The sequence below is a fragment of the Nitratiruptor sp. YY09-18 genome (genome assembly GCF_016593235.1).
Lineage (GTDB): Bacteria > Campylobacterota > Campylobacteria > Campylobacterales > Nitratiruptoraceae > Nitratiruptor.
Genome location: NZ_AP023065.1, coordinates 1,005,416 through 1,027,732, shown reverse-complemented (window position 1 = coordinate 1,027,732; position 22,317 = coordinate 1,005,416). Strand labels below are relative to the sequence as shown.

The 22,317-nt window shown below is 38.5% G+C and carries 22 protein-coding genes; 15 read left to right on the top strand and 7 right to left on the bottom strand.

Going from position 1 to position 22,317, the window contains the following annotated elements:
• Window position 1: 1 nt before the first annotated feature.
• The 4 genes from purQ to JG734_RS05515 are packed head-to-tail and all read right to left on the bottom strand — an operon-like array spanning window position 2 to window position 2,932.
• Window positions 2–673: a phosphoribosylformylglycinamidine synthase subunit PurQ gene (purQ, locus tag JG734_RS05530; RefSeq protein WP_201332309.1), complete on the bottom strand. Its 672-nt coding sequence runs from the start codon at window positions 671–673 to the stop codon at window positions 2–4.
• Window positions 670–915 carry a phosphoribosylformylglycinamidine synthase subunit PurS gene (gene purS, locus JG734_RS05525; RefSeq protein ID WP_201332308.1) on the bottom strand — a complete coding sequence of 82 codons (246 nt, stop codon included), beginning with the start codon at window positions 913–915 and terminating at the stop codon, window positions 670–672. Before purS ends, purQ begins: the two co-directional genes overlap by 4 nt.
• Entirely contained in the window at window positions 912–1,631 is a 720-nt protein-coding gene (gene purC, locus JG734_RS05520) for a phosphoribosylaminoimidazolesuccinocarboxamide synthase (RefSeq protein ID WP_201332307.1), read from the bottom strand. The genes purS and purC overlap by 4 nt, the downstream gene beginning before the upstream one ends.
• Entirely contained in the window at window positions 1,628–2,932 is a 1,305-nt protein-coding gene (locus tag JG734_RS05515) for a S41 family peptidase (RefSeq protein ID WP_201332306.1), read from the bottom strand. The genes purC and JG734_RS05515 overlap by 4 nt, the downstream gene beginning before the upstream one ends.
• A gap of 208 nt (window positions 2,933–3,140) precedes the next feature.
• Here JG734_RS05515 and JG734_RS05510 point away from each other — a divergent pair, with 208 nt between their 5' ends.
• From JG734_RS05510 to purL, 14 genes are all read left to right on the top strand, one after another.
• On the top strand, window positions 3,141–5,729 hold the full coding sequence (locus JG734_RS05510) for an ATP-dependent Clp protease ATP-binding subunit (RefSeq protein ID WP_201332305.1): 2,589 nt from the start codon (window positions 3,141–3,143) through the stop codon (window positions 5,727–5,729).
• 91 nt (window positions 5,730–5,820) lie between these two features.
• Entirely contained in the window at window positions 5,821–5,955 is a 135-nt protein-coding gene (rpmH, locus tag JG734_RS05505) for a 50S ribosomal protein L34 (protein WP_201332304.1), read from the top strand.
• Between the two features lie 5 nt (window positions 5,956–5,960).
• On the top strand, window positions 5,961–6,269 hold the full coding sequence (rnpA, locus tag JG734_RS05500; RefSeq protein WP_201332303.1) for a ribonuclease P protein component: 309 nt from the start codon (window positions 5,961–5,963) through the stop codon (window positions 6,267–6,269).
• Window positions 6,269–6,589, top strand: a complete 321-nt coding sequence (gene yidD, locus JG734_RS05495) for a membrane protein insertion efficiency factor YidD (protein ID WP_201332302.1) — start codon at window positions 6,269–6,271, stop codon at window positions 6,587–6,589. The genes rnpA and yidD overlap by 1 nt, the downstream gene beginning before the upstream one ends.
• Window positions 6,589–8,193 carry a membrane protein insertase YidC gene (yidC, locus tag JG734_RS05490; protein ID WP_201332301.1) on the top strand — a complete coding sequence of 535 codons (1,605 nt, stop codon included), beginning with the start codon at window positions 6,589–6,591 and terminating at the stop codon, window positions 8,191–8,193. The genes yidD and yidC overlap by 1 nt, the downstream gene beginning before the upstream one ends.
• Entirely contained in the window at window positions 8,177–8,905 is a 729-nt protein-coding gene (locus tag JG734_RS05485) for a Jag N-terminal domain-containing protein (RefSeq protein WP_201332300.1), read from the top strand. The genes yidC and JG734_RS05485 overlap by 17 nt, the downstream gene beginning before the upstream one ends.
• A complete protein-coding gene (gene mnmE / locus JG734_RS05480) occupies window positions 8,886–10,229 on the top strand; it encodes a tRNA uridine-5-carboxymethylaminomethyl(34) synthesis GTPase MnmE (protein ID WP_201332299.1) in 1,344 nt (447 codons plus the stop codon). Before JG734_RS05485 ends, mnmE begins: the two co-directional genes overlap by 20 nt.
• Window positions 10,183–10,611, top strand: a complete 429-nt coding sequence (ruvX, locus tag JG734_RS05475) for a Holliday junction resolvase RuvX (RefSeq protein WP_236586801.1) — start codon at window positions 10,183–10,185, stop codon at window positions 10,609–10,611. The genes mnmE and ruvX overlap by 47 nt, the downstream gene beginning before the upstream one ends.
• Window positions 10,601–10,933 carry a hypothetical protein gene (locus tag JG734_RS05470; RefSeq protein ID WP_201332298.1) on the top strand — a complete coding sequence of 111 codons (333 nt, stop codon included), beginning with the start codon at window positions 10,601–10,603 and terminating at the stop codon, window positions 10,931–10,933. Before ruvX ends, JG734_RS05470 begins: the two co-directional genes overlap by 11 nt.
• Before the next feature lie 50 nt (window positions 10,934–10,983).
• Entirely contained in the window at window positions 10,984–13,242 is a 2,259-nt protein-coding gene (gene metE / locus JG734_RS05465; RefSeq protein WP_201332297.1) for a 5-methyltetrahydropteroyltriglutamate--homocysteine S-methyltransferase, read from the top strand.
• A 38-nt stretch (window positions 13,243–13,280) separates the two neighbouring features.
• Entirely contained in the window at window positions 13,281–14,096 is an 816-nt protein-coding gene (locus JG734_RS05460) for an aspartoacylase (RefSeq protein WP_201332296.1), read from the top strand.
• A 57-nt stretch (window positions 14,097–14,153) separates the two neighbouring features.
• Window positions 14,154–15,032: a protease HtpX gene (gene htpX / locus JG734_RS05455; protein ID WP_201332295.1), complete on the top strand. Its 879-nt coding sequence runs from the start codon at window positions 14,154–14,156 to the stop codon at window positions 15,030–15,032.
• Window positions 15,033–15,044: 12 nt separating this feature from the next.
• On the top strand, window positions 15,045–15,440 hold the full coding sequence (locus JG734_RS05450; RefSeq protein WP_201332294.1) for a hypothetical protein: 396 nt from the start codon (window positions 15,045–15,047) through the stop codon (window positions 15,438–15,440).
• Between the two features lie 56 nt (window positions 15,441–15,496).
• Window positions 15,497–17,704, top strand: coding sequence for a phosphoribosylformylglycinamidine synthase subunit PurL (gene purL / locus JG734_RS05445; RefSeq protein ID WP_201332293.1), 2,208 nt, complete (start codon window positions 15,497–15,499; stop codon window positions 17,702–17,704).
• 31 nt (window positions 17,705–17,735) lie between these two features.
• On the opposite strand, the gene JG734_RS05440 is transcribed toward purL, so the two are convergent.
• Window positions 17,736–19,550 (bottom strand): TIGR00341 family protein, encoded by a 1,815-nt coding sequence (locus JG734_RS05440; protein ID WP_201332292.1) that lies wholly within the window; start codon window positions 19,548–19,550, stop codon window positions 17,736–17,738.
• 39 nt (window positions 19,551–19,589) lie between these two features.
• Here JG734_RS05440 and JG734_RS05435 point away from each other — a divergent pair, with 39 nt between their 5' ends.
• Window positions 19,590–20,543, top strand: coding sequence for a 6-phosphofructokinase (locus JG734_RS05435; RefSeq protein ID WP_201332291.1), 954 nt, complete (start codon window positions 19,590–19,592; stop codon window positions 20,541–20,543).
• Here JG734_RS05435 and JG734_RS05430 read toward each other — a convergent pair.
• Both JG734_RS05430 and JG734_RS05425 read right to left on the bottom strand, forming a co-directional pair.
• Window positions 20,528–21,676 carry a HAMP domain-containing sensor histidine kinase gene (locus JG734_RS05430; protein ID WP_201332290.1) on the bottom strand — a complete coding sequence of 383 codons (1,149 nt, stop codon included), beginning with the start codon at window positions 21,674–21,676 and terminating at the stop codon, window positions 20,528–20,530. The two genes, JG734_RS05435 and JG734_RS05430, sit on opposite strands and share 16 nt — an antisense overlap.
• Window positions 21,657–22,295, bottom strand: a complete 639-nt coding sequence (locus JG734_RS05425) for a response regulator transcription factor (protein ID WP_201332289.1) — start codon at window positions 22,293–22,295, stop codon at window positions 21,657–21,659. Before JG734_RS05425 ends, JG734_RS05430 begins: the two co-directional genes overlap by 20 nt.
• Window positions 22,296–22,317: the final 22 nt, after the last annotated feature.

The window sequence follows — 22,317 nt, the reverse complement described above, 5'->3', positions numbered from 1 at the left end:
TCTAATTGATAAATCCTTCTAGCATTTTTACTCCATCCTCACTTCCCAAGATCTTCTCACAAGCTCTCTCAGGATGGGGCATGAGTCCGAAAACATTTTTGCTCTCATTGCAGATACCTGCTATTGCATCGACGCTTCCATTGGGGTTATCATAGTAGCCATTTGCATTGCAATATTGTAAAATCACCTGATGGTTATCATACATTTTCTCTAATTTTTCCGGTTCTATATAGTAGTTGCCTTCTGCATGGGCGATAGGAATGTTGAGGATATCACCCTTATTGAGCTTAGAGAGGAATTTATTATCGTTGTTGAGGACTTTTATGTATTGAAATTTTGAGATGAAATGGAGATTTTCGTTGCGTTTCATTGCTCCTGGAAGAAGATGTGATTCTAACAGAATCTGAAATCCATTACAGATTCCAAGAACATATCCACCTTTTTGTGCAAAATTCCTCACTGCTTCCATAATAGGACTAAATCGGGCGATTGCACCACTGCGAAGGTAGTCTCCGTAACTAAATCCTCCAGGGAGTACCACAAGATCGATATTTGCAGGGAGTTTATCCTCTTTGTGCCACACTATTGCAGTTCTTGCACCAATGCGCTCAAAGGCATACTGGGTATCAAATTCGCAGTTGGTGCCTGGAAATCTGATAACTGCTACTCTCATTTGACAATCTCTATATCATAATCTTCTATCACAGTATTTGCAAGGAGCTTTTCGCACATCTCCTCCACCTCTTTTTTTGCCTCTTCTTCACTCAAGCTATCTTTGAGAGTGAGAACTATCTGCTTACCAACTCTCACATCTTCAACATCTTTAAATCCAAGCGAACCAAGAGCGTGCTTCACAGCTTTTCCTTGAGGATCAAGGACACCCTCTTTGAGATAGATATTAACTATTGCTTTCATTGCATCACCTTTTGTATTCTATTGAGTACCTCTTCATATGCAACTTTCACATCACCAAGATCGTGGCGGAAAAGGTCTTTATCAAGCTTTTCTCCACTAGTTTTATCCCAAAATCGACAGCTATCTGGACTTATCTCATCAGCTAAGATGATATTGCCCTGACTATCTTTGCCAAACTCTACTTTAAAATCTACTAGATTGAGATTGGCTTTGTCAAAGAAGCTTTTGAGTACTACATTGATCTCGCGCCCAAGTCTTTTGAGCTCTTCTAGCTCACTCTCGTGCTCTACAAGATTGAGGATGAGTGCATGCTCATCGTTGATGAGAGGATCGTGCAACTCATCATTTTTATAATAAAACTCTACAAGTGCAAAAGGTAAAACTGTTCCATCAGGAATACCGAGACGCTTGGTGAGCGAACCAGTGGCAATATTGCGCACAACCACCTCGATCATTATCATTTTGGCTCTCTTAATTACCATTTCATGATCACTGATACACTCCACAAAATGTGTTTTGATGCCATACTCTTCTAAAAGTTTGAAAAGATGTGCGCTAATTTGGCAGTTGAGTGCACCCTTGCCTTTGGCTTGACTCCGTTTTTGTGCATCAAATGCTGTGAGATCATCTTTAAACTCAGCGATGAAGAGATTTTCATCTTCAGTTTTATATATCCTTTTGGCTTTGCCTTCATAGAGTAGTTCGCGTTTTGTCACTTAGACTCCTTTGCAATGATTAATGCTTTGAGAATATCAAAAGCCTCTTTGAGTTGAGCATCATTATAAAGTTTCTCTTCATCTATGAGATTTTTATCTTTTGTATTCTCTTTGGTTTTTTTCTTTTTACCATCGACTTTTTCAAGTTCACTTTTGAGATGGGCTTTGAGTTCAGCCTCTTTGATAGCAAACTCATCCTCTTTTTTCTGCACTTTTCCAGGATAAGCTTCAACATCAGGAGTGATGCCTTTTGCCTGGATAGTTCTGCCACTTGGAAGATAGTAGCGTGCAATTGTGAGCTTGATCGCATCATCTTTTGATAGAGGCAAGATGACCTGCACGCTTCCTTTTCCAAAAGTTTTCTCACCAATGATTACAGCTCTTTTGTGATCTTGGAGTGCACCACTGACAATCTCACTCGCACTTGCTGTTCCGCTATTGACAATTACTGTTATTGGGATGTTTTTGTATGTTCCCTTTTTATGTGCATAAAAGACTCTATTTTCACTTTTGATACGACCTTTTTGTGAGACGATTATTCCCTTGTCTATAAAGAGATCAGAGAGGCCTACTGCTTGATCAAGGAGCCCTCCTGGATTGTTACGTAGATCAAGTACTATCCCTTTTGCATGCGGATTGTTATGGAGTATTTTTTTGACACTACTTACAACTTTCCTGTCAAAATTCGTGATACGAATATAGAGGTAGTCAGGTTTGAGTATATGTTTGGCATATACTGATTTGACTTTAATGATAGCGCGTGTAAGGGTAACTTTGAACGGTTTTTCTTCACCTTTTCTAAATATAGTGAGAGTGATTTTTGTTCCAGGCTTTCCTCGCATCAAATTGACAGCCTCATCAAGAGTCATATCAAGAGTTGATTTATCATTGATTTTGAGGATGATATCTCCTGGTTTGAGGCCAGCTTTGTCAGCGGGTGTTCCTTCAAGGGGTGCAATGACAGTGAGAGCTCCATCGCGCATACCTACTGTGATTCCAAGTCCTCCAAATTCACCACTTGTTTGGATCTGGAGCTCTTTGTAGCTCTTTTTATCAAGATATGCTGAGTGGGCATCGAGATTGCTCATAAGCCCAGCAATTGCTTTTTCGATAATATCTTCGATTGTCAGTGGGTCAACATAGTACTGTTCGACTGTATTGACAACTTTTGTAAACTTTGCAATTGCTTGAAGTTTTGCAGTGAGGTTACTGTCTGGGTTTGATTTTGCATATATTGATGTAGTTGCTGTGAGAAATAAAGCCGTAGCTATACCTATAGCGAAAGATTTCTTCATTTTCATTTCATATTCCTAGGCTTTTAATTTTAAGCTCAATTATATAGAAATCTTACTAAAAGATAGCTAAATAGGAAGTTTGAGTTTTTGCTACTTTTGTATCAGAAAATTTTATAAGAGTTTGTTAAGATTACACCAAGTGAAGTTGAAAGGTTTGCGATGCAATCTTTTGACAACGCGATTATATTACATGAAATCAAAAAAAGGAGAGGGTATGAGTAATATATTTGAAAAACTCACCCACAAAATGACTGAGACTTTAGATAGTGCAGTCAGTCTAGCGCTACATAACAAAAATCCAGAAGTTGATGTGGTGCATGTTTTGTGGGCACTATTAACTGATACAGGCTCAATTCTCAATCAAGCTCTCAATAAAATGGGAGTAGATAAAACGCCAATAGAGCTGGAAGTAAAGAGCGTAGCTGATAGATTACCAAAAGTTTCATCTATCACAAAAGAGAATATTAAAATATCAAGGCATCTTGCTGAGAGTCTCCAAAAAGCTGAAGGTTTGATGGTCAAAAATGGTGACCAATACCTTGCAGTAGATACGTGGATCGAAGCAAACACAGATGATCCGGTATTTAAAGATGTTCTTGGTAAATATGTAGATCTTTTTGAGCTCAAAAAAACACTCGAATCGATTCGTGGCGGCAAAAAAATAGAATCACAAACAGCTGATGAGACACTTGAAGCACTTGAAAAGTACGGAATCGATCTAACAAAAAAAGCTGCCGAAGGTGAGCTTGATCCTGTAATTGGCCGTGACGAAGAGATTCATAGAGTCATGCAGATTTTGATAAGAAAAACCAAAAATAACCCGATTTTGCTTGGTGAACCAGGGGTTGGTAAGACAGCGATTGTGGAAGGTTTGGCACAAAGAATTGTGAACCATGAAGTTCCATTGAGTTTGCAAAACAAACGTGTTATTGCCCTTGATATGACTTCACTCGTAGCAGGAGCGAAGTATCGCGGTGAATTTGAAGATAGACTCAAAGCAGTCATTGATGAAGTAAAAAATGCAGGGAATATTATCCTTTTTATAGATGAGATCCATACAATTGTTGGAGCAGGTGCGAGCGAAGGAAGTATGGATGCAGCAAACATCTTAAAGCCAGCGCTTGCAAGAGGGGAATTGCATACAATCGGTGCAACAACACTCAAAGAGTATAGAAAATATTTTGAAAAAGATGCGGCACTCCAAAGACGTTTCCAACCAGTAAAAGTGGAAGAGCCTAGCATCAATGAAGCGTTGCAGATTTTGCGTGGTATTCGGGAGCGCCTTGAAGCGCACCACAATGTACAGATCCTTGATAGCGCACTTGTAGCAGCTGTGAAGCTCTCAAGTAGATATATTACTGATAGATACTTGCCAGATAAGGCTATTGACCTTATTGACGAGGCTGCAGCAGAGCTCAAGATGCAGATAGAGTCTGAACCATTTGAATTGAGCAAAGTCAAACGCCAAATCCAGCAGCTCTTGGTTGAAAAAGAGGCTCTCATGATGGAAGAGAGCAAGAAAAACGAAGAACGTCTCAAAGAGATTGAAAAAGAGCTAGCTGATTTGGAAGAGAAGAAACGTCAACTAGAAGCACAATTTGAAACTGAGAAGAAAATTTTCAAAGAGATTGCTGAAATTAAGGAGAAAATCGAGCGTCTTAAAGCTGAAGCAGAAAAAGCAAAACGTGAAGGCGACTTTGAGAAAGCTGCAAAAATCGAGTATGGTGAAATACCAGAGCTGCAGAAAAAGCTTGAAGAGCTCAATGAGCAGTGGAAGAGAATGCAAGAACAAGGAACACTGCTCAAAAATGCAGTTGATGAAGAGATGATTGCAAAAATTGTGAGCAAGTGGACAGGTATTCCTGTAACCAAAATGCTCCAGAGTGAAAAAGAGAAGATATTGCATGTTGAAGATGAACTTAAAAAATATGTTGTTGGACAAGATGCAGCTATAAAAGCGGTGGCAAGAGCAATTAAGAGAAACAAAGCAGGACTATCTGATACTAATAGACCAATTGGTAGCTTTATGTTCCTTGGACCAACTGGTGTTGGTAAGACTGAAACAGCTAAAACTTTGGCGAGATTCTTGTTTGATACTGAAAAAGCGCTCATTAGAATCGATATGAGTGAATATATGGAAAAACATGCAGTGAGCCGCCTTGTTGGTGCACCTCCGGGATATGTTGGTTATGAAGAGGGTGGACAGCTCACTGAAGCAGTTCGACGAAAACCGTATAGTGTAGTACTCTTTGACGAGATCGAAAAAGCGCATCCAGATGTATTCAACATTCTTTTACAAGTGCTTGATGATGGACGCCTTACTGACAACAAAGGTGTAACAGTTGACTTTAGAAATACTATCATCATCATGACAAGCAACATTGCAAGTGATAAGATCATGGAGTTTAAAGATCCAGAAGATAGAGAAAAAGCGGTCAAAGATGAGCTCAAGCGCTATTTCAAGCCAGAGTTTTTGAATAGACTTGATGATATCGTGATATTCAATCCTCTTGGCGAGCAAGAGATTGTCAAAATAGTCGATATCATGTTTGCAAGGATCCAAGAAAAACTCAAAGAGCGAGATATCAAGATCGAGCTTACTGAGAGTGCAAAAAAACTTGTGGCAAAAGCTGGATTTGATCCAGTCTATGGAGCAAGACCACTCAAACGTGCTCTCTATGAAATCGTAGAGGATAGATTGGCTGAGCTTATCCTCGAAGATAAAGTAAAAGAGGGCGATAGCGTCAAATTTGATGCTGAAGGTGACCAAGTAGTTGTCTATGTAAATGGTCAAAGAGTATAAAAACTCGGGGCTTTGCCCCGTCTTCTAACCCTTCTTTAAGCTTCATTTTAGTAAACTAAATCTCTAAAATTTTACATGAAGGATAATTGCTATGAAAAGAACATATCAGCCACACAATACCAGACGCAAGCGTACACACGGTTTTAGAGCACGCATGAAGACTAAAAATGGTAGAAAAGTAATCAATGCAAGACGTGCTAAAGGTAGAAAAAGATTGGCAGTATAAAAGGATTGGAGACTCTCAAAACTCAGCGAGAGTTTCAAAGAGTCTATAAAAATGGCAAAGCTTTGCACACGCCATTTTTTGTGCTTTTTTATCTCAAAAATGCGGATACAAAAGTCGGTTTTGTAGCCAGTAAAAAAGTTGGAAAAGCTGTTAAACGCAATCGAGCCAAGAGGCTTTTGCGAGCACTTTTAACAAATTTCAATAAACCACTACCAAGTGGTAGCTACATATTTGTAGCCAAACCGAAAATATTGGAAGTCAATTTTGCGACTTTGCAGCGGAGCTTTGCAAATGTTATGCAAAGAGTAGTGTAATGGTGCGAAAACTCTTACTTACTATATTACGAATCTATCAAAGAGTTTTCACACTATTTTCCTATGGGAGCTGTAGATACTATCCCACCTGCTCAGAGTATACGCTGTGGAGATTGGAACAAGAGAGTATCCCGAAAGCTCTCTTGTTTGCTACATTACGTGTTCTACGCTGCAATCAGCTCTTTAGAGGTGGGATAGAGTATCCTGTAGTAAAGAAACGATTTAAAAATATCGCTTATAAAAAAATAGCGGTAAAATATTGGTATGTACCAAAAGATCATGGAAAGTACTATCTTATTAAAACATTTAAAGGTCAATAATGTTCGAAAATATGAGCATGAATCAAAGAGTGCTGCTGGCAACTGTCCTCTCCCTCGTAATTTTTGTGGTCTATGACTACTTTTTTATGCCAAAGTCTGCACCTCAGAGTGAACTCAATAGTTCAAAAGCAACGCAGCAGATTGCCGCACCACAAGCAGCAAAAACTTCAGAGCACCATAATGCTCCTACCTCTTCGCAGATAAATCTGTCTCATTCACAAAACTTTACTAACGATATTCTTCTTACTATTCGTGGCAAACATTTTAATATGTATATTGACAAACTTGGACGCATTTCACAAGTCATTCTCGAAGACAAACGCTATAAAGATGAAAAGGGTGAACAGATTAAGCTCTTTGATGAGGCTAAACTCCCAAAACCACTCGAGATTCGTTTCAGTGATACAGCGCTAAATAGCGAAGCTTTTAAGGTACCATATACCTACAGCGGTCCAAAAGATGTAAAACTCGATGGCAAAAGAGTCTTTACTTTCACGCAAAATCTTTCACATGAGAAAGTTACAAAAACAATCACACTCTATCCTGATGGACACTATAATGTAGATGTTAAAGTTGCCAATGGAAGCGAATACTTCATCTCTCCGGGATATCGACCAAATATAAAAGTTGATGGATATACTCTCCATGGAGCTCTTATAAAAGAGGCGGATAATACTATCACAATCATCGAAGATGGTGATGCGAAGGGCACTGAAACATTCAAAAAAGCAAAAATAGCAGCAGCATTTGATCGCTACTACAGTACATTTTTCTATGATCTTCAAAACGGTCTAGATGTAATAGTTACAAAAGATAGTGAAGATAACCCTATACTTTTTGTTCATGGATCACCAAATTTTCATATCGGAGCATACGTAGGACCAAAAGAGTATGAGCGACTCAAAAAAATCAATCCAGAACTTACTGATGTTATAGAGTACGGATTTTTTACATTCATTGCGAAGCCTATGTTCAAAGCTCTCCTAGCTCTTTACCATTTTGTTGGTAATTGGGGTTGGGCTATTGTGATATTGACAATTATCATACGTATTATTCTCTTCCCGCTTACTCTTAAGGGAATGCTCTCTATGCAAAAGCTTAAAGACCTCGCACCTAAAATCAAAGAGATCCAGCAAAAATATAAAGGCGATCCGCAAAAAATGAACGCCCATATGATGCAACTGTATAAAAAATATAAAGTCAATCCAATGGGCGGTTGTCTTCCGATGCTTTTGCAAATTCCTATATTTTTTGCAATCTATCGTGTACTTCTCAACGCAATTGAGCTTAAAGGGGCTCCTTGGATTTTGTGGATAACAGATTTGAGTGAAAAAGACCCATACTTTGTTCTCCCAATTCTCATGGGTGCTACAATGTATATCCATCAAAAACTCACACCAACAACTATCACTGATCCAATGCAGAAGAAGCTCTTTGAATGGTTGCCAATTGTCTTTACATTCTTCTTCTTAACATTCCCTGCTGGGTTGACACTCTACTGGTTTACAAACAATATTCTCTCAATTATCCAGCAGCTTATCGTCAATAAAATTTTTCAATCCCGAAAAATAGCAGCGAAGGAATCACATGAAAGATCAAATTAAAATCGAAGCATCTACCCTTGAAGAGGCTTTCCAGCAAGCCTCTGCCAAACTGCAATGCTCCATCAATGATCTTGATATCAAAATATTGCAACAGCCATCAAAAGGCCTCTTGGGGATAGGGAAGAAAAATGCTATCATCCTAGTTCGATGTAAAAGCGAAGAGGAGAAGCAGCCTGAGACTCAACTCCCTGAAATTCCTGTAGAAAAAGAAGAAAAAGAGATTTTTGATACTTTTTATCAAGAGTCAAAAGATCTCCATGCAATTGCAAAAGAGGTAGAAACAGATATCAACGATCTTTTCCGTGGTATGTGTTTTAAATTAGAACCTGTCAAAGTTGAACCATATGATGATGGGACATTGCTTATAGAGTTTAATGGTGAAGATGCTGCACTTCTTATTGGCAAAGAGGGATATCGTTACAAAGCGCTCTCCTATATGCTCTTTAACTGGATAAATCCAAAATATGGCCTGCAGATTCGCCTCGAAATTGCAAATTTTCTCAATTCTCAAGAGGAGATGATAGCAAATTATCTCAAGCCTTTGATTGAAAAGATTCAGATTGAGGGCAAAGGCCAGACAAGAGTACTTGATGGAGTTTTGGTACAAATAGCCCTCAAACAGTTGCGTCAAGCCTTCCCAGATAAATATGTAGCAATTAGAGAAAAAGATGGCGGAAAGTATGTCATAGTCAATGAGTTCAAAAAAAACTGATACAATTGCAGCGGTAGCCACTCCTCATGGGGTAGGCTCTATCGCAATTGTGCGATTAAGTGGCCCCAAAGCTCTTACAATAGCGCAAAACCTCACCAAAAGCACGTTAAAACCTCGTTTTGCACATCTACGTACTCTTTATAACAAATATGATGAAATGATAGATCAAGCTATTGTTATCTATTTTCAATCCCCTCATAGCTTTACTGGTGAAGATATTGTCGAGTTTCAATGCCATGGAGGAATAGTTGTTGCTGATATGGTACTCAAAGCTGTTCTTTCTCATGGTGCACGTCTTGCTGAGCCTGGAGAGTTTAGCAAAAGAGCTTTTATAAACGGTAAAATAGACTTAAGCGAAGCTGAAGCAATCGCAAAGATTATAGAAGCTAAGAGTGAGGATGCTGCCAAGATCCTTGCGCGCCAACTTAAAGGTGAGCTTGCTGAATTTGTGGAAGAGATAAGAGAGCAGCTTATTCGCATCCTTGCCTATGTAGAAGTCAATATCGATTATGCTGAAGAGGATCTACCAGTAGATCTGCAAGAGCAGATGCAAAGGCAGCTTGAAACTATTAGCAAAAATTTAGCCAAAACACTTGAATCGAGCAAGCGTCGAGAAGGGCTTATTGAAGGATTTAAAGTTGCCATTATTGGCAAACCAAATACTGGCAAGAGCTCTTTACTCAATGCTCTGTTAAACTATGAAAGAGCAATAGTGAGCGATATCGCAGGAACTACAAGAGATACGATTGAGGAGAGTGTCAGAATTGGCTCGCATCTTGTTCGTTTTGTAGACACTGCTGGAATTCGTGAAGCGCAAGATACAATTGAGCGAATAGGCGTAGAGCGTAGTATCAAAGCTATAAAAGAGAGTGATATTGTCATAGCTATGTTTGATGCAAGTAGGCCGCTTGATAGTGAAGATCAAAAAATTATTGATCTTATACAACGGTACAAAAATGAAAAAGACATTATAGTAGTATTGAATAAAATCGATCTTGGTATGGAGATAACTATCGAAGATAATGAACCAATAGAGCTAAGTGTCAAGCAAGATATTTCACCACTTATTAAAAAGCTCCAAACAATTCTCGATAGTTATGCAAATACTGAAGAGATTTTGCTTGTCTCACGGCGTCAGATAGATGCAGTAGCTAAGGCTCTTGAAGCAATTGATGCAGCAAAAATGCCTCTGCAGATAGGAGAATTGGAGATTTTTGCTTTTCACCTCAATGAAGCAATTACCGCTATTGGTTCTATAACAAGGCCGATGGAGAGTAGTGAGCTACTCGATAAGATGTTTGGGGAGTTTTGTCTTGGCAAATAGAGTTGCAGCGATCGATGTGGGTTTGAAGCGAATAGGTACCGCTATCTGTCTCGATGGCAAAATCGTATTGCCCCAAAATCCAATTTTACGTAAAAACAGAAACCAGGCAGCCCGTGATGTGAGCGAGTTTCTTAAAGAGTGGCAAATAGATACTCTAGTAGTAGGAATTCCTGATGGTAGTTCAAAAGAGGAGATGCAAAAGCGTATCGAGCATTTTGTCAATCTTTTAGATTTTAACGGTAATGTAGAATATATTGATGAAGGTTTTACTTCATATGAGGCCAAAGAGGCAACAAAAGGTGTCATAAAACACAAAAAAGATGGCAAAATTGACTCCATTGCTGCACAAAAGATTTTAGAGAGGTGGCTGCTTGGTCGCTAAAGGTTTTGGAAAAAACTATTTTCGGCTTACTGCCATTACAGCAACCGTGAATGCCGTAACGCTGCAAAAAGAGGCTGTTCGTTGCAAATATTTTTTTCTCGTGCGCCAATTTGATCAAAAATGTGATCCTCCCCCAGATGAGATAGTAATAGAAGAACAACTTGTAGAAAATGAATTTACAGAAGAGGGTTCGAAACCTTGCTATTGTAATCTTTTTTTTGCATGTTTAGCTCATAAAGTTTTGCGTCTCTCTCGTATAAAAAAACCTCCGCTTTGCAAATGTCGCTACACCAAAACCGGTATCGCTCCTCCTTCTTTTTAGTTTTACTAACTCAAAATAACTACAAACTATAAAAAGAAGAAGGAGAAGAAATGCCATATGTATCAGGATTTCCAAGAATTGGTGAAAAAAGAGAGCTCAAGTTTGCTTTGGAAAAATATTGGAATAATGAGATAACTTTAGCGGAACTGCAAAACGTTGCAAAAACTCTTCGAAAACGACACTGGAATTACCAAAAAGAAGCGGGAATTGAATTTATCAGCTCAAACGACTTTAGTTTTTATGATCAGATGATTGATACGATTGTTATGGTTGGTGCAGAACCTGAAGAGTACAAAGATTTAGGTGGGTTGGATCGCTATTTTGCGATGGCTCGAGGTGATAAAACGCATAAAGCACTCGCAATGACAAAATGGTTCAATACAAACTACCACTATTTTGTACCGATACTCCATAAAGATCAAAATTTTTCTTTGAATCTGGACAAAGTCATAAGCGAATATCAAGAGGCTAAAAATTTGGGAATAGAGACAAAGGTTAACCTCATAGGACCGGTGACATTCTTGGCACTTTCTAGAACCAGTGATGGTTCCAATCCACTTGATCTTTTGGATAGACTCCTGCCTATTTATCAAAAGGCACTGGATAAGCTTATAGAAATTGGTGTAAAGATTATTCAGCTTGATGAACCGGCATTAGTAAGAGATCCGGATGAAAAACTTCTCAATGCATTACAAAAATCGTATGAAACCTTAAAGGCAGATGATCTCGAACTTTTTGTCGTGACCTATTTTGAGCATGCAAATGAAGCTGTCCAAATACTCGTTGATACCTCCATTGATGGAATTGGTCTCGATTTTGTACATGGTCCAAAAAATATCGAATCTGTTGAAAAAATCGCAAAAAGTGGAAAAAAACTTATTGCCGGTGTAGTTGATGGCAGAAACATCTGGGTGAGTGATATAGAGAAAAAAGTGGAATTTTTAAATGCACTCCCGATAGACAAGGACCGGCTCGTCGTCTCAACAAGCTGCTCACTTTTGCATGTTCCCTATACTTTGGAATATGAAGAAAAGCTGGACAGCAATATAAAAACATGGCTTGCTTTTGCAAAAGAGAAACTCAATGAGCTTAGAATCATTAATAAACTTTATCGAAGCAAAGAGCTTGGAGAGGATGAAGTGCTTTTGGAAGCCAATAAAAAAGCAAATACAACTAGAAAAAGCTCTACTCAGATTCACAACAAAAGTGTCCAAGATAGACTTGCAAACTTGACAAAAGAGGAATGTGAACGATCATTGCCTGCGACAAGGAGACTTGAGCTTCAGCATGAAATTTTGAAATATCCGATCTTGCCAACTACGACAATCGGAAGTTTTCCACAAACAAAAGAGGTTAGAGCCATTAGAAAAGCTTACAAAGATGGTGTGATGAGTGAAGAGGAGTACAAAGAAAAGATCAAAGAGCAGATTCGCTATTGCGTCAAAGTGCAAGAAGATATCGGTCTTGATGTTTTGGTGCATGGCGAGTTTGAGAGAAACGATATGGTGGAGTATTTCGGCGAGTTTCTTGAAGGGGTGACATTCAGCCAAAACGGATGGGTACAAAGCTATGGAAGCAGATGCGTCAAACCTCCTATCATTTTCGGGGATGTCAGCAGACCAAAACCGATGACGGTAGAGTGGATTACGTATGCACAAAGTCTCACGGACAAACCGATGAAAGGGATGTTAACCGGTCCTGTGACTATGCTCAACTGGAGTTTTGTGCGAGATGATTTACAAAAAGAGACAGTCTATAAACAGATGGCGTTGGCGATTGCCGATGAAGTGAAAGATTTGCAAGAAGCCGGTATTAAGATTATCCAAGTAGATGAAGCGGCTTTCAAAGAGGGTTATCCTTTGCGTAATGAAAACAAAAATGAGTATGAAAGAGTCGCTGTTGAGAGTTTTAAAATCGCAACCGCCGTGGCTAAACCCGAAACACAAATCCACACCCATATGTGTTACAGCGACTTTAACGATATCATGCCGACAATTGATGCGATGGATGCAGATGTGATTTCCATCGAGACGGCGCGAAACGGAAACAGACTCTTGGAGGCTTTTAAAAACTACAACTACCAAAAAGAGGTTGGTGCTGGCGTTTACGATATTCACTCTCCAAGAATTCCTAGCAAAGAAGAACTTATTAAAGAGATTGAACAAAGAATGCAGGTTTTCCCAGCTTCAAAACTTTGGATCAATCCGGACTGCGGGCTTAAAACCAGAAAATGGGAAGAGGTGATTCCGGCTTTGACAAATATGGTAGAAGCAACGAAAGAGGTGCGAAAACGTATCGTTAAGCTATAATTGCAAAAGGGCCTCAAGCCCTTTTGAAAGGACGATAAATGAAAGTTACAATTGCAGGTGGCGTGCATGGAAATGAACTTATAGGCGTTTATATTGTAAAAAAACTGATGCGAGAAAATTTTTGGCTTAAAGATATTGCAATAGATTACTTACTAGCAAATCCAAAAGCTATAAAAGAGTGCAGACGCTATATAGACTACGATCTCAATCGCTCTTTTTCTCAAGAAGCACTCAGCGAAGACTCTCATATTTATGAATATGAACGAGCTAAAGTGCTCAAAAAGAGATTAGAAGATACAGATTTTCTCATAGATTTGCATACTACCACTGCAAATATGGGTATCACAATAGTACTTAGCAAAGATGATCCTCTAAGCGCAAATGTAGCCAAAATATTGGCAAGAGAGTATGAAAATGTCAAGATCCTTCGCTGGTTTGGCACTGAGGAAGGCAACTTTATCAATAGCTGTGTTAAAAGCTCCATTACAATTGAAGTAGGCCCAGTGTGTCAGGGAGTTCTTGATGCAACTCTCTACTTTGATACTCTTAAAGTACTTCAAAGAACACTCGATGTTTTGCGAAAAGAGGAGCAGCTACAAAAGAGCGTAGAGTGCTATGATATTTTTGATTACAAAGATTTTCCCAGAACTAATGGGGATCTTGATGGTATGATCCATCCAGAACTTTTGGGACGAGACTATGAGCTGCTTCATCCTGGAGATCCGATCTTCTTGCGATTTGATGAAGAGGAGATCTTTTATGATGAAGTCCCATCGTATCCCGTCTTTATCAATGAAGCTGCATATTATGAGAAAGGCATTGCATTTTGTCTTGCTAAAAAGAGTATTGTATAGTTGGTAAATCTATTAACTTTTTTCGCTACAATAAGTCAAAAAAAATGAGGAGGTTACATGGGGATTGTTCTCTTTATCCTTATGAACTTAGCCGTCATGGCTTCAATATATTTGACAATATTTATCATCGAAGCTTTCTTTGGTGTACGGTTGGATCAGGGTACAATTAGTGGCCTTTTGATTCTCTCACTTATTGTAGGATTTAGTGGTGCAATCATTTCGCTTTTCCTCTCAAAATGGATGGCGAAGATGCACATGGGCGTGCAAGTGATAGAGCAACCGACCAATGCGACTGAAGAGTGGCTTGTCAATACTGTATATAAGCTTGCGGATGAAGCTGGAATAGGAAGACCAGAAGTAGGGATCTTTAATGGACCACCTAATGCATTTGCCACTGGCTGGAATCGCAATGATGCTTTGGTGGCAGTCTCTACATCCTTGCTAGAACTTATGAGTCCTGAAGAGGTAGAGGGTGTTTTGGCTCATGAGGTTAGCCATATCAAACATGGCGATATGATCACTATGACACTCTTGCAGGGCGTGCTCAATACCTTCGTCTTTTTCTTCTCTCGTCTCATTGCAAATATCATTGCACCAAAAGATGAAGAGGGTAATCCTAGTCCAATGGCCTATATGGCTATAAGTTTTGCGCTAGAGATTGCTCTCACAATTTTTGCGACAATGCTTGCTATGTGGTTTAGCAGATATCGCGAGTACAAGGCAGACGAGGGTGCAGTGCGTCTCGATGGTCCACAAGGCATCTACTATGCCTTAGCAAAACTTGGTCAAATTCCAAAAGAGCAAGTGGCACTCCCTAGTGATATGAAGGCATTCGGGATAGTGGGATTTTTGGATCTCTTTGCATCACATCCGCCCATTGAAAAACGCCTTGCACATATCAAGCAAGTTGCTAAGGAGATGGGATATCAAATCTGATATCCCTTTATCATGCAAGAGATTCTAGCCCATTTTAAATTTTCACAAGATTCACAAAACCTTATTCTCTCCCTTTTTATTCTTTTCATCTTTATCATTATCTTTGTTCTTTTTTATTTCTACTATCGATATACACAAATGCGTGAAAAATTTGAGCTATTCTATTTTTCGATTGCTGATAGGGGGATCTCTAAATCTGAAGCCAAAAAGCTCTTTACCTATTTCAAAAAACATGACATCGATCCAAAGATGCTTCTAGAGAGTGAAGAAATCATGGAAAAAGCTATCAAATATGCCGAATTTGATCTAGAAGAGATGCGCAAAAAGCTAGGATTTGATAAAAAGAGTCTCATCGAAAACTACCTCAAACATCAAGAGGAGTTGAGAAAAAAGTGGAATAGAAAATAGCAAATTTTAATGAACATTATTGTAAAATCTCCCAAAAACAATAGCGAAGGTTACTAATGCAAAATATCCAAGAGATATTAGAGAGTCACAAGCTCACTCTTGAAGACTATGAGCATATCAAGCAGATTCTAGGACGTGAACCAAATCTTGTAGAGATTGGAATTTTTAGCGCTATGTGGAGTGAGCACTGCTCATATAAATCTTCCAAAAAATATCTCAAAGGCTTTCCAACCAAAGCTCCATGGGTCATTCAAGGTCCTGGTGAGAATGCAGGAGTTATTGACATCGGAGAGGGGATGGCGGCAGTTTTTAAGATGGAGAGCCATAACCACCCAAGCTTTATTGAGCCTTATCAAGGGGCTGCAACGGGAGTTGGTGGAATTTTACGCGATATTTTTACTATGGGTGCACGTCCTGTAGCAAATCTTAATGCACTTCGTTTTGGTGATGTCAAAAGAGATGATGAAGTTGGAGCGCATCAGCGCTATTTAGTTCGAGGAGTAGTAGCTGGAATTGGAGGATATGGCAACTGTGTTGGTGTGCCGACCATTGGTGGAGAAGTGAGCTTTGATGAGTGCTACAATGGAAATATTTTAGTCAATGCATTTAGTCTTGGTATTTGCAAAAAAGATGAGATCTTCTATGGCAGAGCAGAAGGTGTAGGTAATCCGGTAATATATGTAGGGAGCAAAACAGGGCGTGATGGCCTAGGCGGCGCTGTTATGAGTAGTGATAGTTTTACTGAAGAGACAAAAAAGTTAAGACCGACTGTACAAGTTGGTGATCCATTTACCGAAAAGCTGCTTCTAGAAGCTTGTTTAGAACTTTTTAAAACAGACTATGTAGTGGGTATCCAGGATATGGGTGCAGCTGGGCTTACATCGAGTAGCTTCGAAATGGCTGGACGTGCCGGAAGTGGTATGAAGATGTATCTAGACAGAGTCCCAATGCGAGAAGAGGGTATGTCACCATATGAGTTGATGCTCTCTGAATCCCAAGAGCGTATGCTTATCTGTGCAAAAAAAGGTACAGAAGAGAAAGTTATGGAGATATTTAAAAAATGGGATCTTGATGCAGCCGTTATAGGAGAGGTAACTGATACTGGCCGCATGGAACTCTTCTGGCATGGAGAGAAGGTGGCAGATATACCTGTGGCACCTGTAAGTGAAGAAGCGCCAGAGCTTAATCGTCCAACCAAAAAACCAGAGTATCTAGAATATATCAAAGAGACTTCTATCGATACAGTTCCACACATAGATAATCAAAAGGCCTTTGAGAAGCTTCTAAGCTCCTTGGAAGTAGTCAACAAAGCATGGGTCTATGAGCAGTATGATTCTATGGTGCAGACCAATACTGTCAAACACCCTGGGACTTTGGATGCTAGTGTAATTCGCGTCAAGGAGAATGGCAAAGCTATCGCTATGAGCAGTAAGTGTAATCCAAGATACTGCTACATCGATCCAAAAGGGGGCGCAGCGGCTGCAGTGATGGCAGCAGGGCGTAATGTAGCGATGAGTGGGGCAAGACCTCTTGCTATAACAGATTGTCTCAACTATGGAAATCCGGAAAACCCAGAAGTAATGTGGCAGTTTGCCCAGGGAACTGAGGGTATCAAAGAGGCTTGTAAAGCCCTTAATACTCCAGTTGTGAGTGGAAACGTATCACTGTATAACGAAACAAACGGTGTAAGTGTCTATCCTACCCCAACTATTGCTATGGTAGGGCTCAATGAGGATGCAAACAAAGTCTTGCCTTCATATTTTCAAATAGAAAATGATGTGGTCTATATTATCGGAGACACCGAAAAAGAGTTTGGTGGAAGTCTCTATCTCAAAGAGCTTTTTGGAAAAGTTGAAGGAGAATTACCAAAAATTGACTATGAAAAAGAGCTCAAACTTTGGAACTTTGTCATAGAAGGCAATAAACGAGGGTTGCTCAAAGCTGCTAAAGATGTAGGAGTAGGAGGAATCGCTATTGCTCTTGCAAAAATGGCTGCCATGGGAGATAAAGGATTTTTGGGAAATTTTTGTTTTGAAGATAGCAGAGAAATTTTTAGTGAAACGTTTAGTAGGGCTCTCGTAGAAATTGATCCAAAAAATATGCACGCTCTTGAAGAGCTAGCAAACGAGATCGGTATCCATGCGATACCACTTGGCACTATTGGTGGTAATAGATTCCAGCTTTGTGAGATCGATATGGAGATGGAAAAACTAAAAAGTATCTACTTCAATACATTTAAAAGAGAAATAGAGAAGGATTTATAAAAAATCTTTGCCGGCTTTGTCCGGTTAGAATTTACAACATCTGTTTAAAAGATATGATAAGGTTTTCCGCAGGAAATTTTTTCTTGATTTGCTGCAAAATTGCTTCTTTTTCCCTTGCACTCAAATTCTTCTTACTCAAAACCGATATAAAAAGAGTTGCTCCATTCTTATGATATTGGATATTATCAAGTTGCAATGTTACATTTTTAAATTTTAAATATTTGATCTGCTCATAAATTCGCTCTTCTTTAAGGACTGTCTGCGTGGCGACATAGAGTGGAAAAAAGATTGATGCAAGGAGTAGTAGTTTTATAATAAGTGCAGCAGAGGCATATCTTTTGGATGCATAGCCAAGAAGATAAAACATTATCCCTGCTGCAAAAACAATTCCTACAATGTTTGCAAGATAGAGCAAAAATGCCTTGTAAAATACATCAAGATTTCCCCATCCTAAGCCAATGCCTGCCACACAAAGAGGCGGTACGAGTGCTACCGCAATAGCAACTCCAGCTAAACTCTCTCCAACTTTTGAGTTTGTATATCCATATGCAGCGGCAAGTCCTGCGAGGATTGCTACACCAAGATCAAGGAGAGTAGGATTGGTGCGTATAGCCATCTGCTGTGTCATGTGCTCTATTGGGAATAGATTTGTAAACCCGAGGGCTAGCAAAAGAGCTAAAAGTGTGGAAATAAATACCGTTTTGAAACTATTTTTGACAAGGGTTTCATCAAATCGAATGATTCCCATGGCAAGCGATATTACAGGCGCCATAAGCGGAGCTAAAATCATAGCTCCAATAATGGTAGGTGAGGAGTTTTGGAAAAGGCCGAAAGTTGCCATCAAAACACTTATTAGAAGTAAAACTGTATATTCTATGCTTATTTTGGCATTCTCTTTGATTTTTTTGAAAAGATCTGCAAAAGCTTCTTCAGGAGCTATTGGTAAAAATGGTAAAGTTCTTTTGGTGTAAAAATTGATAAACTCCTCATCTTTAGGTAGGCGATCAACTCTTATAGTCTCTTTTCCCTCTTTAGAGCACTTTTGTGCTCCTGATACTATTTGAAGATTCGTTGGCACACTTTTGATTACCACATCTTTAGAGATTATAGGCTCTTCATTATCGCAAAGGAGGGTGAGATCTTTGTCAGTTGTAATTGTGATGGTATCTGTAACTAATGTTCCTATGCCTTTTGGCAGATATTTTTGGTCTTTTTTTACAAGGAAATAACGTAGTTTAAAAGCTTCTATTACACTCGTAGGCGCATAGATAATAGCAGCTACTTTTTTGCATCCAGTTTGAATATCGGTAAAAAAGGTATCTCTTTTTTCTTTGATATATCTTGCATCTCCAGCTTCTATTAAAAGTGATACAGAAATGAGCTTGTGGAATTTGAGTGTTATATTGGTTTTAAAAAGTCGAATATTATAGAAGTTTTTTAAAAATGAGAGAAAGAGATTTTGATTTGTTATCCATATTTTATCCCCAACTATTGCTGAGGCAAAGAGAAGTTTTTCGTTACAATATGTAAAATAGTGTTGTTTTGTAGTGAGTGTGAAAAGCTCTTCAAAAGTTGTTGGGAGATGGAAGTACTTTTGTGCCAAAGGGTTTGAAGCATGAGGAATGATATAGAGAGTGAAATTTTTCGCTTTTGCATTATGTAGCCATGATTTGATCTCTGTATCACCTACAAGCAAAAAAATGGTTGATGATGAAGGGAAATCGATTATATTTTTGTGAAACTCTTTTTTAATTGGATGTTTATGGAGATGCTTATATATAAGAGATGAATAGTCCTTTATAATCTGCGGTTCAATATTTTTATCGTACAATAAATAGCAATGCATGGATCTACTTTTTGTTAATTATATTAAAAAGGCTTTTAAATGAAAATAGCAATAATGGGAAGTGGTGGTGATGCTCCTGGAATGAATCCTACGATCAAAAGATTTGTAGAAGCGGCATATGAAATGGGACATGAGCCATATTTTGTTTATGATGGTCTTGAAGGGCTTATAGATGGGAAAATTACAAAAGCAATATATAAAGATGTTGCTGGGATCATCCACAGAGGCGGAGCAATTATTGGCTCATCGCGTTCAAAGCGATGGTATGAAAAAGAGTATAGAAAAAAGGCATATGGAAATCTCAAAGCACAAGATATCGATGCAATCATTGTGATGGGAGGAGATGGAAGTTTTAGAGCTTTAGATGTTTTTAAAAAAGAGTTTTCTATCAATTTCATAGGAATTCCAACTACTATAGATAATGATATCTATGGAACAGATTTGTGTTTAGGGGTCGATACTGCACTCAATGTCATACGTGATGCTGTAGATAAGATTCGCGATACCGCTTCTACTTTTGCACGAGCTTTTGTAATTGAGACGATGGGAAGAGAGTGTGGATATTTGGCTGCAGTGAGTGCAATTACTAGTGGAGCAGAGGTGTGCGTAATTCCAGAAGTAGATTTCAACAAGCCTCTTGCAACAAAAATTCTAAAAAAAGAGATAGAAGAGGGGAGACGATATATTTTAGCCATAGTTGCTGAAGGTACCAAAAGAACCGCTGAGATTGCAAAGTGGCTTGAAGAAGATATCGGTATGGAGACAAGAGTAACAGTGCTGGGACATATCCAGCGTGGGGGTAATCCTACAGTGAAAGATAGGATGTTAGGTTTTGGTTTTGCACTCAAAGCATTGGAAGCATTGAATGCGGGAAAAGAGGGGCAGATAGTGGTGTATAAAAATGGTGAATTTAAACTTCAGAATTTAGAAGATGCTCTCAAGCCATATGCAATCGATCTGCAGATTCTTTCAATGCTTCACTTTTTGGATTGATTGAAAGCGACAGTAAACGTCGTCTTTTCTTCGTTTGATTCGACACTAATCAAGAAATTGTATTTTTTGCAGATACGTTGTACTATATGCAAACCTATCCCATAGCCTCCCTGGTCATTTTCTGCTCTTTGATAGCGTTCAAAAATTGTTTTGAGTTTTTCATTTGGTATCGGTTTTGATCTGTTGGTGATACTTAATTGACAACCCTGAAGAGTTATTTTGATTTTGGAGTTCTTAAATGCATACTTTATAGCATTATCTATAAGATTTTTTATGAGTAGTCTTATCTCATCAGGATCTGCTTCTATAGTGCAAGAGTGTAGCTCTTTTGAGACAGTCAAACCTTTTTGATCAATCAAAACATCAAAAAATCGAAGAATATCTTCAATTATGGGTACTATATCGACCTGTTGTAAATAATTTTTTCTTTTTTTTGCAAGTGTTGCATAGGTAAGATCTTGATGAATACTGCTTAAGAGTCTTGCACTCATGATGATAATATCAAGATATTTTGGATTATTTGTTTTTTTGAGTTTTTGTGTAGCTAAAAGAAGTGTTGTAACGGGAGTATTGAGTTCATGGGTGCTGTCTTTGATGAATCTATCAAGGGTCTCAAGGCTTTCTCGCATAGGCTGAAGAAAGAGTCTGCCAAGATACCATCCGATACCAAGAAGGAAAAGAAAATAAAGAAGACTTAATAATATAATATTTTTCAGTATTTTTTGATATTTTGCATGTATACCACACTCTTTGACGACAATATACTCTATGCCAAGATGTCCTTTTGCACTTTTATCGATATAATAGATACAATCATTGCTATGATACAAAGGGTGATCAAGCAGTATTTTTTCTTCAAATGTTCCTTTTATGAACTTTTTGTTTTTATCTAACAGTAAAAAATCTACTCCTTTGGGAGTTACAAATCTCTTTCCTTCCATTTGTGCATCGATAGCACTAGAAGCTATGTCAAAAGCTTCTTTTTGCAGTTTTGCGACAATTTTATCTTTTAAAGACTCTTTTTTTATGTTGTATTGCAGATAGGCAAAAGAGGTGATCACTATGCCTACCGCAATGATATAGGTAAGAAAAAATCGAAGAAGTGCTTTTTGTTCAGAGCGGCTCAAACTCATAGCCGCTTCCTCGAATCGTTTTTATATTTGGAAAAATTTTGCGTAACGTTTTGATGTAGCTTCGAATAGTTGCTTCACTGGGAACTTCATCATAACTCCATATATTTGCGATGAGATCCTCTTTCGTGACTACTTTATGGGTATAGAGGTAGTGTAGGATTTCACTTGCTTTTGGTGTGAGATGAATCGTTTCATTCTCTTTGAGAAGTATATGCCTTGTAGGATCAAAAAGAAAATCACCGATCTTTATCTTTTCTTCCAATCCATAAATACGTTTTACATGTTCGATTCTAGCATCAAGTTCTTCAAATTCAAAAGGCTTTTTGATGTAATCATCACACCCTATATCAAAACCTTTTTTGACATCGGATGAGCTGTCGTTTGAGGTGATGAAGATGACCGGAGTCGTATTGTGCTCTTTGCGTAAAATTTTGAGCAGTTCATCGCCTTTAAGTCCAGGGACATTGATGTCAAGCAGAGCTAGGTCTACTCTGTTTTCATACAGATACTCCAAAGCATCCTCACCATTGTCAAAAGTGACTGTCTCATATTTTTCATTTAAATGTTCGACCATTAATTTTCTAAGCAATGCATCATCTTCCAAAAGCAGTATTTTCATCAATTTTACCCTTTATGAGACT